18 protein-coding genes are annotated in these 17,379 nt (G+C 68.8%); 17 read left to right on the top strand and 1 reads right to left on the bottom strand.

The window, feature by feature from the left end:
- The first annotated feature begins 1 nt into the window (after window position 1).
- The 14 genes from glmM to tsaD all read left to right on the top strand — a co-directional run bounded on the left by glmM (window position 2) and on the right by tsaD (window position 13,150).
- A complete protein-coding gene (gene glmM / locus IDF66_RS15670; RefSeq protein WP_190267663.1) occupies window positions 2-1,342 on the top strand; it encodes a phosphoglucosamine mutase in 1,341 nt (446 codons plus the stop codon).
- Window positions 1,339-2,037, top strand: coding sequence for an HAD family hydrolase (locus tag IDF66_RS15665; RefSeq protein WP_190267662.1), 699 nt, complete (start codon window positions 1,339-1,341; stop codon window positions 2,035-2,037). The genes glmM and IDF66_RS15665 overlap by 4 nt, the downstream gene beginning before the upstream one ends.
- 114 nt (window positions 2,038-2,151) lie before the next feature.
- Window positions 2,152-2,493: a hypothetical protein gene (locus IDF66_RS15660; RefSeq protein ID WP_190267661.1), complete on the top strand. Its 342-nt coding sequence runs from the start codon at window positions 2,152-2,154 to the stop codon at window positions 2,491-2,493.
- Entirely contained in the window at window positions 2,490-3,473 is a 984-nt protein-coding gene (locus IDF66_RS15655; protein WP_190267660.1) for a hypothetical protein, read from the top strand. Before IDF66_RS15660 ends, IDF66_RS15655 begins: the two co-directional genes overlap by 4 nt.
- Before the next feature lie 13 nt (window positions 3,474-3,486).
- Window positions 3,487-3,747: a hypothetical protein gene (locus tag IDF66_RS15650; RefSeq protein WP_164307018.1), complete on the top strand. Its 261-nt coding sequence runs from the start codon at window positions 3,487-3,489 to the stop codon at window positions 3,745-3,747.
- Window positions 3,748-3,837: 90 nt separating this feature from the next.
- Window positions 3,838-4,710 (top strand): dienelactone hydrolase family protein, encoded by an 873-nt coding sequence (locus IDF66_RS15645; protein ID WP_190268030.1) that lies wholly within the window; start codon window positions 3,838-3,840, stop codon window positions 4,708-4,710.
- A gap of 23 nt (window positions 4,711-4,733) precedes the next feature.
- Window positions 4,734-6,596: a glutamine--fructose-6-phosphate transaminase (isomerizing) gene (gene glmS, locus IDF66_RS15640; protein ID WP_190267659.1), complete on the top strand. Its 1,863-nt coding sequence runs from the start codon at window positions 4,734-4,736 to the stop codon at window positions 6,594-6,596.
- A gap of 10 nt (window positions 6,597-6,606) precedes the next feature.
- Complete coding sequence (locus IDF66_RS15635; RefSeq protein ID WP_190267658.1) at window positions 6,607-8,067, top strand: NAD(P)H-hydrate dehydratase; 1,461 nt, start codon at window positions 6,607-6,609, stop codon at window positions 8,065-8,067.
- A gap of 100 nt (window positions 8,068-8,167) precedes the next feature.
- Window positions 8,168-9,301, top strand: a complete 1,134-nt coding sequence (gene alr, locus IDF66_RS15630) for an alanine racemase (protein WP_190267657.1) — start codon at window positions 8,168-8,170, stop codon at window positions 9,299-9,301.
- Between the two features lie 19 nt (window positions 9,302-9,320).
- Window positions 9,321-10,430, top strand: coding sequence for an alpha/beta fold hydrolase (locus tag IDF66_RS15625; protein ID WP_190268029.1), 1,110 nt, complete (start codon window positions 9,321-9,323; stop codon window positions 10,428-10,430).
- Window positions 10,427-10,888 carry a tRNA (adenosine(37)-N6)-threonylcarbamoyltransferase complex ATPase subunit type 1 TsaE gene (gene tsaE, locus IDF66_RS15620; RefSeq protein ID WP_317628723.1) on the top strand — a complete coding sequence of 154 codons (462 nt, stop codon included), beginning with the start codon at window positions 10,427-10,429 and terminating at the stop codon, window positions 10,886-10,888. The genes IDF66_RS15625 and tsaE overlap by 4 nt, the downstream gene beginning before the upstream one ends.
- Window positions 10,888-11,595, top strand: coding sequence for a tRNA (adenosine(37)-N6)-threonylcarbamoyltransferase complex dimerization subunit type 1 TsaB (gene tsaB, locus IDF66_RS15615; RefSeq protein WP_190267656.1), 708 nt, complete (start codon window positions 10,888-10,890; stop codon window positions 11,593-11,595). The genes tsaE and tsaB overlap by 1 nt, the downstream gene beginning before the upstream one ends.
- Window positions 11,592-12,101 (top strand): ribosomal protein S18-alanine N-acetyltransferase, encoded by a 510-nt coding sequence (gene rimI / locus IDF66_RS15610; protein WP_190267655.1) that lies wholly within the window; start codon window positions 11,592-11,594, stop codon window positions 12,099-12,101. The genes tsaB and rimI overlap by 4 nt, the downstream gene beginning before the upstream one ends.
- Window positions 12,098-13,150 (top strand): tRNA (adenosine(37)-N6)-threonylcarbamoyltransferase complex transferase subunit TsaD, encoded by a 1,053-nt coding sequence (gene tsaD, locus IDF66_RS15605; RefSeq protein WP_190267654.1) that lies wholly within the window; start codon window positions 12,098-12,100, stop codon window positions 13,148-13,150. The genes rimI and tsaD overlap by 4 nt, the downstream gene beginning before the upstream one ends.
- Here the strand turns inward: tsaD and IDF66_RS15600 are convergent.
- The gene (locus tag IDF66_RS15600) at window positions 13,141-13,551 is read right to left on the bottom strand and encodes a MarR family winged helix-turn-helix transcriptional regulator (protein WP_164307025.1); all 411 of its coding nucleotides are present in this window, start codon (window positions 13,549-13,551) and stop codon (window positions 13,141-13,143) included. The genes tsaD and IDF66_RS15600 overlap by 10 nt on opposite strands.
- Window positions 13,552-13,653: 102 nt before the next feature.
- Here IDF66_RS15600 and IDF66_RS15595 point away from each other — a divergent pair, with 102 nt between their 5' ends.
- The 3 genes from IDF66_RS15595 to groL all read left to right on the top strand — a co-directional run bounded on the left by IDF66_RS15595 (window position 13,654) and on the right by groL (window position 17,369).
- Complete coding sequence (locus IDF66_RS15595) at window positions 13,654-15,198, top strand: MFS transporter (RefSeq protein WP_190267653.1); 1,545 nt, start codon at window positions 13,654-13,656, stop codon at window positions 15,196-15,198.
- 161 nt (window positions 15,199-15,359) lie between these two features.
- Window positions 15,360-15,659, top strand: coding sequence for a co-chaperone GroES (gene groES, locus IDF66_RS15590; protein WP_006334733.1), 300 nt, complete (start codon window positions 15,360-15,362; stop codon window positions 15,657-15,659).
- A 99-nt stretch (window positions 15,660-15,758) separates the two neighbouring features.
- Window positions 15,759-17,369 (top strand): chaperonin GroEL, encoded by a 1,611-nt coding sequence (gene groL, locus IDF66_RS15585; RefSeq protein WP_164307027.1) that lies wholly within the window; start codon window positions 15,759-15,761, stop codon window positions 17,367-17,369.
- Window positions 17,370-17,379 lie beyond the last annotated feature (10 nt).

Below are 17,379 nucleotides of genomic sequence, written 5' to 3'. Positions count from 1 at the left end.
CTTGGCACGCCTTTTCGGAACCGACGGCGTCCGGGGCCTGGCCAACGACGAGCTCACTCCCGAGCTCGCGTTGGGCCTGGCCTCGGCCGCCGCGGTCGTTTTCGGACACGATTCGGTCCGCGACGCGCGTCCGCGTGCGGTGGTCGGCCGTGATCCGCGCGCTTCCGGCGAGATGCTCGAGGCCGCGGTGTGCGCGGGCCTCGCGGCCACCGGCGTCGATGCGATCCGCGTCGGCGTGGTGCCAACGCCGGCCGTCGCCTTCCTGACGGCCGATTACCAGGCCGACTTCGGTGTGATGATCTCGGCGTCGCACAACCCCATGCCCGACAACGGGATCAAGTTCTTCTCGGGTGGCGGCCACAAGCTCGACGATGCGGTCGAGGACCGGATCGCGGCCACGATGGCCGAGGAGTTCGCCCGTCCGATCGGTGCGGCCGTTGGCCGTGTGGTGGACGCGGTCGATGCGGGCGACCGCTATCGTGCGCACCTCGCCGCGGCGATCGGGAATCGCCTCGACGGCCTCACCGTGGTCGTGGACTGCGCCCATGGCGCCGCTTTCGAGTTGGCGCCGCAGGCGTACGCGGACGCGGGCGCCGAGGTGATCGCGATCCATGCCGAGCCCGACGGCCTCAACATCAACGAGGACTGCGGATCCACCCACATGGACAAGCTCCGTGCAGCGGTACTCGAGCACGGCGCGGATCTCGGTTTGGCCCATGACGGTGACGCCGACCGCTGCCTCGCGGTCGACTCGACAGGGCAGGTCGTGGACGGGGACGCCATCATGGCGATCCTCGCGACCGCGCTGAGGTCACGGGACCGCCTGCGCGACAACGTCCTCGTCACGACGGTGATGAGCAACCTCGGCCTGCACATCGCGATGCGCGAGGCGGGGATCACGCTGCGGACGACCGCTGTCGGCGACCGGTACGTCCTCGAGGAGTTGCGTCGCGGCGGCTATTCGCTCGGCGGGGAGCAGTCAGGGCACATCGTGGTTCCCGGCTCCGGCACCACCGGTGACGGCATCCTGACCGGTCTGCTCCTGATGGAGCAGATGGCCGCGACCGGGGAGCGCATCGCCGACCTCGCACGCATCATGACGGTCCTCCCACAGGAACTCATCAATGTGCGGGTCGCAGACAAACACGCGGTCGCCCAGTCGCAGACGGTCAAGCAGTCGGTCGCCGACGCGGAGGCCGAACTCGGCGACCACGGCCGGGTGCTGTTGCGTCCGTCGGGAACCGAGCAGCTCGTGCGTGTGATGGTCGAGGCAGGTTCGGCCGACACCGCGCGCGCGGTGGCGCGTCGTATCGCCGACGTGGTCGAGGCAGCGGGCTCGTGAGCACTCCGAAGGCGGTCCTGTTCGACTTCTCGGGCACCCTTTTTCGGTTCGAGGCACGTGACGACTGGTTCGACGACCTGCACGACGAGGACGGCCACCCACTGCACCTGGATGCTCAGGCGGTCCTGATCCGGCGGATGACCCAACCAGTCGGTTTGCCGACGGTGATCGAGGATGACGACCGGATTGCCTGGGAGCAAAGGGATCTCGACCCGGAGCAGCATCGGCGCGCGTATCTGGCGATGTTGCGCGCGTCGGGGCTGACGGCGCCGGGCCACGCCGAGCAGCTCTACGCCAGGGTTCTCGACCCGCATTCGTGGCAGATCTTCCCGGACACCGAAGTGGTGCTGCGTGGTCTGCGTGCTGCCGGCATCCCTGTCGGCGTCGTCAGCAACATCGCCTTCGACCTGCGCGCCGTGCTCGCGCTGCACGGAGTCGCCGACCTCGTCGACGAGTACGCCCTGTCCTATGAGGTGGGTGCCATCAAACCCAACCCCCGGATCTTCCATGCGGCACTCGACCCGCTCGGCGTGGCGCCATACGACGCGCTGATGGTGGGCGACAGCGAGGAGGCCGACGGCGGTGCTCGCCACCTCGGCTGTGCATTCGAGCTGGTCCAGGACGCACCGGCAGTCGAACGCCCGTCGGCGCTCGTCGATGCCGTCATGCGCCACGGAGTGGTCCTCCCGAACTGACTCTCTCGGCCGGGAACCGGCCCTGGGCGTCGCGCGTCTAAACTTCGACGCCACACCGTGTTCGTGTGACCGGATTCATGCGACGCGTGTTCGCGAGGCGGGAGAAGGGGACCGATGGCCGATTCACAGATGTCCGTCGACGTCGACGAGGTCTCGAAGGTGGTGGCGTTCTATCGTCGGGCCGCCGACGTCGTCGGCTCGGCGGCCGATGACATCCGGAGACACGAGCTCGGTCGGTGGGCGCTCGGCGAGGAGTACCGCGAGATGGGCGCGCGGTATCGGGAGATGGGCCGCGTCATCACCGAACGGCTCACCGACCAGGCGCATGCCGCCGACCGACTGGCCGACGCCCTCGGACGGGGTATCGCGATGATCGATACCGCCGATGCCGACAATGCGACCGGCCTGACCCGCACCGTTGGCGGGCACCGCTCCGACGGATCCGGTGCCGCGTGACGGGGGATTCGCTTGCGGCGCTGCGTGACCAGGCCGTCTCCGGGATCGAGGATCTGGTCGACGTGCTGGCGCTCGGGGCCACGCTGGGAGCCCGGACAGCAGGTGAGGACGACGTGCACAGGCCGTTCCGGAGGGTCGGGTCGTTCGATGTCGCGGGTCTCGCCGCCGACAGCCGTCGTCTCGACGCGGCCCACCGGGCCGTCGCCGAACAGCTGCACCGACTACCCGAACAGCAGGTGCGGCTCGGACGCGGCTGGGTGAGCGAATCCGGCGCGCGGGCGGTGGCGGCTGTGGTCGATCACCAGCGGCGCGCCGAAGCAGACCTGCACGTGTTGCGGACCCTCGCCGAGGCCACCGGATCCGCGGCGTCGGGGATCGATCAGCTGCTGCGCACGTGGTATCTCACCGTCGCCCAACTGGCGGCGCCCCTGGTCGCCGGCGTCCCACTGGCCGCCGTCCCGGGAGCGATCGTGGCAGGAAGACTCCCGGCCGCAGTCGTGATCGATGACATCGCGTCGCGGGCAGCGCTGTACTTCACCACGGCTCATGCCACGGCCTCCGGCATCGACGAGATCCTGGAGCATCTCGATCGCGTCACCGAGGGGATGGATGTGGAACCGTACCCGTTGGCCGGAAGCCGCCCGACCGAAGCGCAGCGACCGGCGCAGGAGACAACGGCCACACCGGAGCAGGCGGATACGACTTCCGGGCAGGCAGCCGCTGGTGGCGAGGCGGCAGGTGAGAACGTGCCGGTACCGTCGCGCCCTGGTCCCGACGTCCCGCTGCAACTCACACCGGACCACGCGGCCCATCCACCGCAACCTCAGGCGCCCGAATCCGCCAATCCACCCGCCGAGGACGCTGCCCTCGCCCCGATGACCAGTGCTCCCGAGCCGGGAGCCGCGGCCCCGCCCCGTCCACAGACGCATGGGCCTCCGCCACCGTCGGCGGGCGACCTGGCTCTGGCCGGCGACGAATGAGAGCGAGCCGATCGTGAATCTCGCAGATCAGATCGAGGCCGTTGCACGGCGTGCGACGGCGGAGGTCGTCGCGGCATCCCATGCGTACGCGTCGACCCAGCGGCGTCTCGCGTCGGATCTCGCCGACTTCCGGTCCGCGAACGCCGCCCCCGACGAACGGCTGCGGGCGAAGCTGCAGATGGATGCAGACATCGCCGATACCGCCACACCGCGAATACTGTTACCTGCCGACGTGGCCGAGGCCAGTCCGCATCGATCGGCTTCGGACGAATAGGCTGTCGGTGTGCCGGCAGCGAAACCAGGGCAGACGAGATCTCAGCGGACGACACGCGGCGCGAAGCCGTCCCGATCCGCCGACAAGCTGATGGCGCCGTTGTCGCGTCGCGGGCCGCACCGCGTCCTGCGCGGCGATCTCGGGATCGTCGGCATGCGCGGGCAGGTGTTCGCCCCGGAGTCAGGGCGGAGGGTGCCCGCCATAGCCGTCGGGCACACCTGGATGGCCGACAGTCGCAGGTACCGGGATCTTCTCTATCACTTCGCATCCTGGGGTTTCGTGACCGTCGCGCCGGACGACAACACCGGCTTCTTCGCCTCCGATGTCGGGTTGGCGGCCGACCTGCGGTCGGCCCTCGCAGTCGTCTCGCGGGTCCCCCTCGGATCCGGTGCGGTGACCGTCGATCCGGATCGGATCGGACTCGTGGGCCATGGTTTCGGCGCCGCTGCGGCCGTCATGGCTGCTGCCGATCAACCGATCCTGGGGCAGCGGGCACCCGCGGTGGCGGGCGTCGCCGCACTGTTCCCGGCACCGACGACGTCGATGTTGTTGCCGGCCGCGGGCCTGGTCACCGCGCCCGGGCTGATCGTGGCCGGCGCCGGTGAACTCGACACCGTGGAGGCCAACGCCCTGCCCCTGGCACAGGCCTACGCGGGCGATGTGGCGTTGCGCACTGTGCCGAAGGGGAACGCGCGGGATCTGCTGGAGCGTCGGACGGTCAAGTCGCTGATCGGGATGAACGGGTCCGACCGTGCCGTCCACGGCCTCGTCCGGGCAGTGTGTACGGGATTTCTGCTGCACACCGTGGCAGGCGACGCCGAGTACCGGGCGTTCTCCGACGCGGATTCCAGCCTGGGCAAACTGGGAGTGATCGATCTCGACGACCCACCCGTGCAGCCGGTGGATCCGGTGTCACACCTGCTCGGGGTCAAACCGCGTAAGCGGCGCACCCGAAAGAGCTGACTTCACAGGTACGCTGACTGTCTATGTGTGGAATCGTCGGATACGTCGGTCGGCGCGATGCGCTGGACATCGTGGTCGAGGCACTTCGGCGGATGGAATACCGCGGATATGACTCGGCCGGGGTGGCCATTCTCGACGGGCACGGCAACACCGTGGTCGAGAAGAAGGCCGGTCGGCTCGAGAACCTCGACAAGCAGATCGCCACGGTCGGCCCGGACAATCTGGTGGGCACCACCGGGATGGGGCACACCCGGTGGGCGACGCACGGCCAGCCCACGGATCGCAATGCGCATCCGCATCTGAGCAGCGATGGCAAGATCGCCGTGGTCCACAACGGCATCATCGAGAACTGTGCGGTCCTGCGGGCCGAACTCGAGGATGCCGGGATCGAGTTCCTCTCCGACACCGACACCGAGACAGCGGTGCATCTGCTCGAGAGTTACTACGCGAACGGCCCCACCGCCGGGGACTTCGTCTCCAGTGCCTACGCCGCGCTGCGTCGCCTCGAGGGCGCCTTCACTCTGGTCTTCACGCACTCCGATCACCCCGACACCATCGTGGCCGCACGCCGATCCACACCGCTGGTGGTGGGTGTCGGTGACGGCGAGATGTTCGTGAGCTCGGATGTGACCGCGTTCATCGAGCACACCCGAAATGCTGTCGAGCTCGGGCAGGACGAGGTCGTGGTGATCACCGCGGACTATTACCGGATCTCCGATTTCGACGGAGACCCGCGCGCGGGCAAGCCTTTTCACATCGACTGGGACCTCGCCGCGGCCGAGAAGGGCGGCTACGACTTCTTCATGCTGAAGGAGATCGCCGAGCAGCCCGCCGCGCTCGCCGACACCCTCCTCGGCCACCTCGAGGGCGGTCGGATCGTCCTCGACGAACAACGCCTCACCGACGACGACCTCCGCGACGTCGACAAGGTGTTCGTCGTCGCCTGCGGCACCGCGTATCACGCCGGGTTGCTGGCCAAATACGCGATCGAGCACTGGACGCGGCTCCCGGTGGAGGTCGAGCTCGCGAGTGAGTTCCGCTACCGGGACCCGGTGCTGGACCGTTCGACGCTGGTCGTCGCGATCTCACAGTCCGGGGAGACGGCCGACACGCTGGAAGCGGTCCGCCACGCCAAGGACCAGAAGGCCCGGGTACTGGCCATCTGCAACACCAACGGCGCGCAGATCCCACGGGAGTCCGACGCCGTGCTCTACACCCACGCCGGCCCCGAGATCGGCGTCGCATCGACGAAGTGCTTCCTCGCGCAGATCGTCGCCGCGTACCTGGTCGGACTCGCCCTTGCCCAGGCCCGTGGCACCAAGTACGCCGACGAGGTCGCGCGCGAGTTCGCCGCGCTGGAGCTGATGTCGAAGGCCGTCGAGGAAGTCCTCACGACCATGGAGCCGGTCCAGGATCTGGCACGGTCACTCGCGCACCACAACACGGTGCTCTTCATCGGCAGGCACGTCGGATATCCGGTGGCGCTCGAAGGGGCACTCAAACTCAAGGAACTCGCCTACATGCACGCGGAGGGATTCGCGGCGGGCGAACTGAAGCACGGTCCGATCGCACTGATCGAAGACGGCCTGCCGGTGATCATCGTGATGCCGTCTGCGGATGGCCGGGCGCTGCTGCATTCCAAGATGGTGAGCAACATCCGCGAGATCCAGGCACGCGGAGCCCGCACGATCGTGATCGCCGAGGAGGACGACCTGTCCGCCGCGAGCGTCGCCGACCACCTGATCCCCATCCCGAAGACACCGACCCTCCTGCAGCCGCTGGTGTCGACCATCCCGCTGCAGGTCTTCGCCGCCACCGTCGCGCAGACGCGTGGCTACGACGTGGACAAGCCGCGAAACCTGGCCAAGTCGGTCACCGTCGAGTAGTTCCCGACCGATGCCGATCCGCTACCTCACCGCCGACGCCGTCCGGCAGGCGGAACGGGCGACCGGGGATCTGCTGACCGGCGGCGCACTCATGCGGCGCGCCTCGTCCGGCGTGGCGCAGGTGGTGATCGGCGAGCTCCGGGCGACGGGCGGCTGTTACGGGCGTCGCGTCGGAGGAGTGATCGGGGCGGGTGACAACGGTGGCGACGCGCTCTATGCGCTGGCCGTGCTCGCGCACCGCGGTGTGGCGTGTACGGCGGTGCTGCTGAACCCGGACAGAGCCCACCCCGGCGGTCTCGCGGCGTTCTGTCGTGCGGGCGGCCGCATCGCCGAGACCCTCCCGTCCGGACTCGACCTGGTGATCGACGGGGTCGTCGGGATCGGAGGCCGTGGACCGTTGCGGTCGGCGGCCGCCGATCAGTTCGCCCGTCTGGAACGCGCCGAGTCCGGCGGACCGGCGATCGTGGCCGTCGACCTCCCGTCCGGAGTCGACGCCGACACCGGCGAGGTCCACGACCCGGCCGTGCAGGCCACCATCACCGTCACGTTCGGCGCTCCCCGAAATGCCCACCTCCTGGCGGCGCCGCAGTGCGGTCGGGTCGAGGTGATCGACATCGGCATCGACCGGTTCGGGCCGTCCGATGGTCCAGCGCCCCGGCTCTCGGTACTCGCTGACGATGACGTCGCGGGGCTGTGGCCGGTTCCCGGACCCGATGACGACAAGTACAGCCAGGGCGTGGTCGGGGTGATCGCCGGGTCGGCGCGGTACCCGGGAGCGGCGATCCTGGCGACGGGTGCGGCGGTGAGCGCGACGTCGGGCATGACCCGCTATGTCGGAACGGCCGCCGACGAGGTGGTCTCGCATTACCCGGAGGTGGTCGCGGCCAGGACGCTCGACGATGCGGGGCGGGTGCAGGCGTGGGTGGTGGGCCCCGGCATGGGAACCGACGACGACGCACTGGCCGTGCTCCGCACGGTGCTCGAAACCGATCTACCGGTGCTCGTCGATGCCGACGGTCTCACTCTGGTCGCGGCGCATCCGGAGCTCGTGGCGGACCGTCGGGCCCCGACGCTGCTGACGCCGCACGCGGGCGAATACGCGCGCCTGGCGGGCGACGACGTCGGCGCCGACCGATTGCAGGCAGCCGCAGGGCTGGCGGCGAAGTGGCAGGTCACGGTGCTTCTCAAGGGGCGGATCACGCTCGTCGCGGACCCATCGGGTGATGTGCTCGGCAACGACGCCGGTTCCTCGTGGGCGGCCACGGCCGGGGCGGGTGACGTGCTCTCGGGAATCGCCGGCGCCCTGATGGCGTCCGGGCTCACCCCGTCTCTGGCAGGGGCCGCCGCGGCACGGGTACACGGGCACGCAGCCGATCTGGCCGCCCGAAGCGCGCCGATCGGGGCGTCTGCCCTCCTTGGCGCGGTCCGACCGGCGGTGCGGGCGATCCGTGAGGCCTCTGCGATCGGGTGAGTGTGGTCCTCAGACGGCACTGCATCGGTAGTGATCCCGGACATATCGGTGGCCGCGCGCACGTGCAGGGCACTCATGCCGATCTGGGACAATGGACGCGATGACCTCACCTGCTCTGGCCGCGACCATCGATCTCGACGCGATCGCCCACAATGTCGGCGTGGTGCGCGATGCCGCGCGCGCCGATGTCCTCGCGGTGGTGAAGGCCGATGCCTACGGGCATGGCGTCCTGCCCGTCGCGCGGACGGCGCTGGCCGCAGGCGCCGCCGAACTGGGGGTGGCGCACGTCGACGAGGCGGTCGCGCTGCGAGCCGGCGGGATCAGCGCTCACATCACGGCGTGGCTCCACACTCCCGCCACGGATTTCGGCGCGGCGATCGCCCACGACATCGACATCGCCGTGTCGTCGTCGCGTCAGCTGGCCGCGGTCGTCGCCGCGGCGGCGGCCCGGTCCACCACGGCCACGGTGACGGTCAAGGTTGACACCGGGCTCAACCGCAGCGGGATCGCGGTCGACGAGTGGGCCGACTTCGCCGAATCGCTGGCAAAGGCGAAGGCCGACGGTGCTGTATCGGTCAGGGCGATCATGTGCCACCTCGCGCGTGGTGACGAGCCCGACCATCCGCTGAATTCCGAACAGGCACACCGTCTCGACGTCGCCGCCGACGACCTGCGCAGGCTCGGTGCCGGACCCGAGGTGATGCACATCGCCAATTCTCCTGCCGCACTGACACGTCCAGACCTCGCGCGCGATCTGGTCCGGCCCGGGATCGCCCTCTACGGGCGGACCCCGGTGCCCGAGCGCGGTGACTTCGGTCTGATTCCCGCGATGACGTTGACCGCCCAGGTCTCGCTGGTCAAGAAACTCTCTGCGGGAGAGGGGGTCTCCTACGGACATACCTGGATCGCGCCCACCGACACGACCATCGCGATCCTGCCTGCCGGCTACGCCGACGGCGTGCCGAGGCTGCTCTCGGGCAAGTTCGCGGTCCGGATCAACGGACGATCGTTCCCCGGCGTCGGCCGGATCTGTATGGATCAGATGGTCGTCGACCTAGGTCCGGACGGGGGAGGCGTGGCCGAGGGCGACCGGGCGGAGCTGTTCGGCACCGGTCGCGACGGCGGGCCGACCGCCAAGGACTGGGCTGACACCATCGGAACCATCGACTACGAGATCGTCTCGGGAATCGGTCGCCGGGCAATACGGGAGTACGTCGGGGGCGCCCGTGGATGACTCGGAGCGGATCGGCTGGATGGCCGGGGTCACCGGTGTCGCCGCGCTCGGGGCTGTCGCTGCCGGCGGGGTCGCCCGCAACGTGGCACGTCGCCGGACCGCGAATCGGACGGATCCGTTTGCGGGCGTGGACTTCACCACGATCTATGACGACACCGCGAGCACCGTCACCACCGACGACGGGATCGATCTCGCGGTCCGCACCGTGATCACCGGCCCGGCGGGAGCCGATCCGGATGAGATCGACCCGGAGCTGACCGTGATCTTCGTCCACGGGTTCAGCCTGCGGATGGCGAGTTGGCATTTCCAGCGTTACGAGTTGGCGCAGCGCTGGGCCGACCGATCCATCCGGATGGTGTTCTTCGATCATCGCGGTCACGGGCGGAGTGGTCCGGCGCCGGCCGAGACCTGCACCATCACCCGGCTCGGCGACGACATCGGCGCAGTGATCCGCGCCGCCGCTCCGACCGGACCCCTTGTCCTGGTGGGTCATTCGATGGGCGGGATGGCGTTGATGGGGCTCGCTCGGCGCGACCCGGCACTCTTCGCCCCCGATGGCCGGGCCAGTGGCGTCGCCCTGGTGGCGACGGCCTCGCGCGGTCTGACCGAGGCCGGCCTCGGCGAAGGACTGTCGAACCCGTTGCTCGACGCGTTCCGGCTGTCGGTCCGTCATGTCCCCGCTCTGGTCCGGGCCGGCCGGGGGATCACCCGTCAGGTGTTGGAACCGGTACTGGTCGCGGCGAGCTTCGGTCCCGACTTCTACAGCCCGAACGCGGGGCGTGCCGTCGAGAAGATGATCCAGAACACGCCCATCGAGACCATCGTGAACTTCCTGCACGCCCTGGAGGACCACGACGAATCCATGGCACTGCCGGTCCTCGCCCGCGTGCCGTCGGTGGTGGTGTGCGGCAACGCGGATCGACTGACGCCGCTGCCCAGATCGATGCGGATGTACGGGGAACTCAGAGAGGACTCGCGACTCGTCGTGGTCGAGGGGGCGGGTCACATGGTGCAGATGGAGAGGCCGGATGTGGTGACCCAGGCGATCGTCGAGCTGGTGGATCGTGCGCGGACGGCGACGCCGCAGCCGCGCCGTCGCCGGTGGTGGCGAAGGAGGGTGTCAGGGTGAGCGAACCCGTGGAGGCAGGTGCGCCTGGCGCGCGAACGTTGGTGGAGGTCGCCGACACCGAAGATCTGGGACGCGAACTGGCCGCCACCCTGCGGGCCGGGGACCTGGTGATCCTCGACGGCCCGCTGGGTGCGGGCAAGACGGCGATGGCCCGGGGGATCGGCGCCGGGCTGCAGATTCTCGGCAGGGTGTCGTCGCCGACGTTCATCATCGCGCGTGAGCATCGGCCGTCGCGGCCTGGACTGCCCGGCATGATCCACGTCGACGCCTACCGGCTCGGCGGCCTCGACGAACTCGATGCGCTGGACCTCGATTCCGACCTGACGGGGGCGGTGATCGTGGTGGAGTGGGGTGAAGGAGTCGCCGAGCGTCTCGCCGATCGGCACCTGCGGGTACGCCTGCGACGGGAGCCCGAATCGGATGTCCGTCGCGCCGAGTGGGAATGGGTGGATCACTGATGTGGGTATTGGCCATCGACACCGCGACCGACTCGGTGGTGACCGGCGTCGCGCGCCTGAGCCCCGACGAAAGTGGTGCGCCCGAGGTGGTGGCCGAGCGTGTCGTGTCGGACGGGCGCCGACATGCCGAGGTGCTCACCACACTCATCGCCGAGGTCCTGTCGGAATCGGGCGTCGCGCGCGCCGATCTCGCCGCAGTGGTCGTCGGCTGCGGGCCGGGCCCGTTCACCGGATTGCGGGTGGGGATGGCGACCGGGGCGGCCTTCGCCGACGCGTTGGGGTTGCCCGCGCACGGCGTGTGTTCACTGGACGCGGTCGCCGGACAGGAGCTCATGGACGGGGCGGGCGACGGCTCGGTGCTCGTGGTCACCGATGCCCGACGTCGGGAGGTCTACTGGGCCCGGTACGTCGACGGGAGACGGGTGAGTGGGCCGGAGGTCGTCGCACCGGCCCGGCTTGTCGACGACCTCGCCTCGACGCACATCGATCTCGTGGCCGGATCGCCCGCGCACGCCGAGCTCTTCGGCCGCGCTGTCGGGACCGCGACGGTACCGTCGGTGGCCGGTCTCGTGGCCGCCGCGTCCGACGACCTGCGTACCGGAACGCATCCGGAACCACTGGTGCCGCTCTATCTCCGGCGCCCTGATGCCAAGGAGGCCAAGGGCCGTCGGCTCGCAGCAGGACAGAACACGGAGGTGACACGGTGACGACGTCGGAGCTGCTGATCGACGACCTCGACTACGCGGACATTCCCCGCTGTGCCTCGCTGGAGAAGGAGATGTTCGCCGACGATTCGCCCTGGCCCGCAACGGCCTTCCGTGCCGAGCTCAATGCCCCGTACAACAAGTACTTCGCGGCCCGCGAACGGCCCGGCGGAGACGTCGTCGGCTACGCGGGGGTGTCGACGCTGGGGTCGGCGGGCTCGTTCGAATGCGAGATCCACACGATCGCCGTCGCGCCGTCGCATCGTGGCCGGGGTTACGGACGCGCATTGCTGGTGGCGATGCTCGACGTCGCCGACGACTGTGGCGCACCGGTTTTCCTCGAGGTACGCACCGACAACTCCACCGCGATCGACCTCTACGCGCGACACGGGTTCGTCCGGTCGGGCATCCGCCGCAACTACTATCAACCGTCGGGTGCCGACGCGTACACGATGATCCGACCGGCCACGGCGGAGTCCGTGACGCCGGAGTCAGGGACTCACCCATGATCGTGATGGGAATCGAGAGCTCGTGTGACGAGACCGGTGTCGGCATCGTCCGGTGGGATCCGGACGGCGTCGGCGACGGCGGGAAGGGTACCGCGGCACTGCTCGCCGACGAGGTCGCGTCCAGTGTCGACGAGCATGCCCGGTTCGGGGGCGTGGTCCCCGAGATCGCGTCACGAGCACACCTCGAGGCGATCGTGCCGACCATGCAGCGTGCCCGGGAAGTTGCCGGAATCGACCGCCCCGACGCGATCGCGGTGACGATCGGCCCGGGTCTGGCCGGCGCACTGCTGGTCGGCGTCGCGGCCGCGAAGGCCTACGCATTGGCCTGGGACGTCCCGCTCTTCGCCATGAATCACCTGGGCGGTCATGTCGCGGTCGACACGCTGGAGCACGGGCCGATGCCGGAGTGCGTCGCCCTCCTGGTCTCCGGTGGCCACACCCACCTGCTGCACGTGACGGACCTGGCGTCGCCGATCACCGAACTCGGTACCACGGTCGACGACGCGGCGGGGGAGGCCTTCGACAAGGTGGCGCGCCTTCTCGATCTCGGATTCCCGGGCGGTCCGGCACTGGATCGTGCTGCAGCCGAGGGTGATCCGAGTGCGGTCGCGTTCCCGCGCGGGATGACCGGACCTCGTGACGCGCGCTACGACTTCTCGTTCAGTGGTCTCAAGACCGCGGTCGCACGCCATGTCGAGAAATGCGATCGCGACGGCGTCGAGGTGCCGATCGCCGATGTCGCCGCGTCGTTCCAGGAGGCGGTTGCCGACGTCCTGACGATGAAGGCGTTGCGTGCCTGCACGGACCTCGACGTCGACACCCTGGTGCTCGGCGGTGGTGCCACCGCGAACTCACGCATTCGATCGCTGGCGCAGGAAAGGTGCGAGGCGGCGGGCATCACCCTGCGAGTGCCCCGGCCTCGCCTCTGCACCGACAACGGAGTGATGATCGCGACGCTGGGTGCGCATGTCATCGCCGGGGGAGCCCAGCCGTCCCCGCTGACCGTTGCCACCGACCCGGGGATGTCGGTGCAGGTCAGTCAGCTCTGACGCTGCAACAGCTCGCGGCAGCCCAGTGAGTGGTCGGCGAGTACCGCACGCTGCGTCGGACGCGCACGTCGGTAGCGGTCCTCACCGCTCTCGGTGAGCTGGGCGAACACCGACCGCCGGTCCGACTCACACATCGTCCTGCTCGCGAGCCCGTCCTTCTCCAGGCGCGCGACCACGCGTGACAGAGCGCTCTGGCTGAGATGGACGTGCTCGGCGAGCTCGCTCATCCGCAGGCTGTGTTCATCTGCTGCCCAGAGCAATTCGAGTACCTCGAACTCACTGGCGGAGATCTTGTGATTGGCCTGCAGTTCACGGTCGAGAGCGCAGGAGACCCGGTGATAGCGAACTGACAGGTCATGCCAGGCCGCGGCCAGCGCATCCTGATCGGTTCCCTCGGTCATGCCGAACACCTTACCACATGCACGTACATGTAATGCGCACACAAAATATTCCTAGGAATTAGATGTAGGTGCATTACATGCATAAGCATAGAGTTGACGCTCATGACCCAGACACACGATCTCGTCATCACTCAACGCGCCACCGATCCGTCCACAGCGCCGCCGGCATCGACCGACCCCGCAACCCGCATCACCAACGCCTCCGGGTGGGGCTCGCGCACCTGGCTGTTGCTGGTGGTCCTGGCCGGGGCGCTCTTCCTGGACGGCCTCGACATCTCGATGGTCGGTGTCGCACTGCCGTCCATCGGTGCCGACCTCGGTATGGGGCAGTCCCAACTGCAGTGGATCGTCAGCGGCTACGTCCTCGGCTATGGAGGTCTGCTCCTGCTCGGCGGGCGGACCAGCGATCTGATCGGCAGGCGGCGCGTGTTCCTCATCGCTCTCGGCGTGTTCGGGGTGGCCTCGGTGGTCAGCGCGCTCGTCGACATCGACGCCCTGATCGTCGCGCTCCGATTCGTCAAGGGGGTGGCCGCGGCGTTCACCGTGCCGGCGGGCCTGTCGATCATCACCACCACATTCGCGGAGGGGCCCGCGCGCAATCGGGCCCTCTCGATCTACACCGTCTGCGGGGCCAGCGGGTTCTCGCTCGGCCTGGTGTTCGGTGGCCTGCTGACCGAACTCTCCTGGCGCGCAACATTGATCTTCCCCGGGCCGGTCGCGCTGCTGCTGCTGTTCGCGGGCCACCGGGTGATCCCGAAGATCGGCGCCTCACGGTTCCGATGGGCACAGTTCGACGTCGTCGGTGCGTTCACGAGCACGGGCGCGCTCCTGCTCCTCGTCTTCGGGGTGGTGCGTGCCCCCGAGGTCGGCTGGGCCTCGGCGATCACCATCGGAACCCTTGTCGTTTCCGGGCTCCTCGCCGTCGCGTTCGTCCTGGTGGAACGCCGGCACCGGCATCCGCTCGTGCGCCTCGGACTACTGCGGTCGCCGCTGCTCGTGCACGCCAACATCTCGGCGGCCCTGATGTTCGGCTCGTATGTCGCGTTCCAGTTCGTCGTCACGCTGTACCTCCAGGATTCGCTGGGGTGGTCGCCGCTCTCGATGGCGCTCGGCTTTCTACCTGCCGGTCTGATCGTCGCGGCCAGCTCGATCCGGATGGACCGCGTCCTGGATCGGGTGGCGACGCCGTGGTTGCTGGTCGGCGGATTCGCGGCGTTCCTCGGCGGCTACCTGTGGTTCGCACGAGTGGAGCCGGGGATGGCCTACGCCGACTTCCTGCTGCCGACGATCATCCTGCTCGGCATCGGTTTCGCGGTCACGTTCCCGTCGGTCACCTCTCAGGGCACCGCTGGTGTCGACGACGCGGAGCAGGGACTCGCCTCGGGGTTGGTCAACACCAGTGTCCAGGTGGGCGGGGCGGTGATGATGGCGGTGGTCACCGCGATCCTCACGAGCTCTGACGAACCGTCTGGTCCCGGTGAGCTCCTGGGCGGGATGTCGACGGCGATCTGGGTGGTCGCGGGCATGTCGATCGTCGGACTCGCCAGTGCGATCGCGATGGCGACATGGTCGCTGAAGAGCCGTACGCAGGTGCTACCGGACCCGGTGCCGGCGCTCGAGAACCCGCTCGCGGGCGGGGCCGACTGATTTTGCAGCCTCCGCCCTTGAGTGCTGGCACTCTCGTGTATAGAGTGCTAGTCGGCACTGCGTGAAGCCTCGGCACCCGCGACGACGGGGCTTTGTCCAGCGCCATGAACATCCGAACCACCGTTCGAACTCACTCAGTACGAAAGTTGAGGACTCACATCGTGGCGAGCGTGAACATCAAGCCGCTTGAGGACAAGATCCTGGTGCAGGCCGTGGAGGCAGAGACGACCACCGCGTCCGGTCTGGTCATCCCGGACACCGCCAAGGAGAAGCCGCAGGAAGGCACAGTCATCGCCGTCGGCGAGGGCCGGGTTACCGAGCAGGGCAACCGCGTCCCGGTCGACGTCAAGGAAGGTGACACCGTCATCTACAGCAAGTACGGAGGCACCGAGATCAAGTACGCCGGCGAGGAGTACCTGATCCTCTCGGCGCGCGACGTGCTGGCCGTCATCGGCAAGTAAGACCCGCGAATCACACCGCGTGTCCACCGCCCCGGAGCCCTCGTCGGGCGCCGGGGCGGTGCTGATTCTCCAAGCTGTCCCGCACTCTGAAAGAGACCCATGTCCAAACAGATCGAATTCGATGATGTAGCGCGCCGCGCGCTCGAGCGCGGTATCAACCAACTGGCCGACACGGTGAAGGTCACCCTCGGCCCCCGCGGCCGGCATGTGGTGCTGGCCAAGGCGTTCGGCGGACCGAGCGTCACCAACGACGGCGTCACCATCGCCCGGGACATCGACCTCGAGGATGCCTTCGAGAACCTCGGTGCCCAGCTCGTGAAGTCGGTCGCCACCAAGACCAACGACGTGGCAGGCGACGGCACCACCACCGCGACCGTGCTCGCACAGGCGATGGTCTCGGCCGGCCTGCGCAACGTCGCCGCAGGTGCCAACCCGATCGCGCTCGGCGCCGGGATCGGCAAGGCCGCGGACGCGATCAGCGCCGAACTGCTCCGGGTGGCGACCCCGGTCGACGGTGAGAAGGCCATCGGCCAGGTCGCGACCGTCTCGTCACGTGACGAGGAGGTCGGCGTGATGGTCGGCAAGGCGATGACCCGGGTGGGTGGCGACGGCGTCGTCACCGTCGAGGAGGGCTCCGGTCTGGAGACCGACCTCGACATCACCGAGGGCGTCCAGTTCGACAAGGGCTTCCTGTCGCCGTACTTCGTCACGGATGCGGACAGCCAGGAGGCCGTGCTGGAGGACGCGTTGGTGCTCCTCTACCGCGACAAGATCAGCTCGCTGCCGGACTTCTTGCCGCTGCTGGAGAAGATCGCCTCTGAAGGCAAGTCGGTGCTGATCATCGCCGAGGACGTCGAGGGCGAGCCTCTCTCGACACTCGTCGTGAACTCCATCCGCAAGACCATCAAGGCCGTTGCGGTCAAGGCCCCGTTCTTCGGGGATCGTCGGAAGGCGTTCCTGGAGGACCTGGCGGTCGTCACCGGCGCGACGGTGATTTCCTCCGACATCGGCATGTCCCTCGCCGAGACGGGACTCGACGCACTCGGTTCGGTCCGCCGTGTGGTCGTGAGCAAGGACACGACGACCCTGGTCGAGGGCGCAGGCACCAAGGACGACATCGCCAAGCGTGCCGAGCAGCTCCGTCGTGAGATCGAGCAGAGCGATTCCGACTGGGACCGCGAGAAGCTGGCCGAGCGCCTGGCCAAGCTCGCCGGTGGCGTGGCCGTGATCCGCGTGGGCGCTGCCACCGAGACCGCGCTCAAGGAGCGCAAGCATCGCGTGGAGGATGCGGTGGCAGCGGCCAAGGCCGCGGTCGAGGAGGGCATCGTCATCGGTGGCGGCTCCGCAATCGTGCAGGCGGCGTCGGTGCTCGACGCGCTGGCGGCGGACCTGCCCGAGGACGAGGCGCTGGGGGTGCGCGTCGTGCGTGACGCGGCCCGTGCCCCGCTCTATTGGATCGCCGGCAACGCGGGCGTCGACGGTGCCGTCGTGGTCGCGAAGGTGACCGAGTCCGATCAGGGCCTCGGCTTCAACGCAGCCACGCTCACCTACGGTGATCTGCTCGCCGAGGGAATCATCGATCCCGTGAAGGTGACGCGATCGGCCGTGGTGAACGCGGCATCCGTCGCGCGGATGGTGTTGACCACCGAGACCGCGATCACCGACCGGCCCGAGGAGGCCCCGGCCGGCGGTCACGGTCACGCCCACTGACGTCGGCTAC

This window comes from Gordonia hankookensis (genome assembly GCF_014673215.1).
Taxonomy (GTDB): Bacteria; Actinomycetota; Actinomycetes; order Mycobacteriales; family Mycobacteriaceae; genus Gordonia; species Gordonia hankookensis.
Note: the sequence above shows the minus strand (reverse complement) of the source record. Positions and strands in the feature narration are given on the sequence as shown.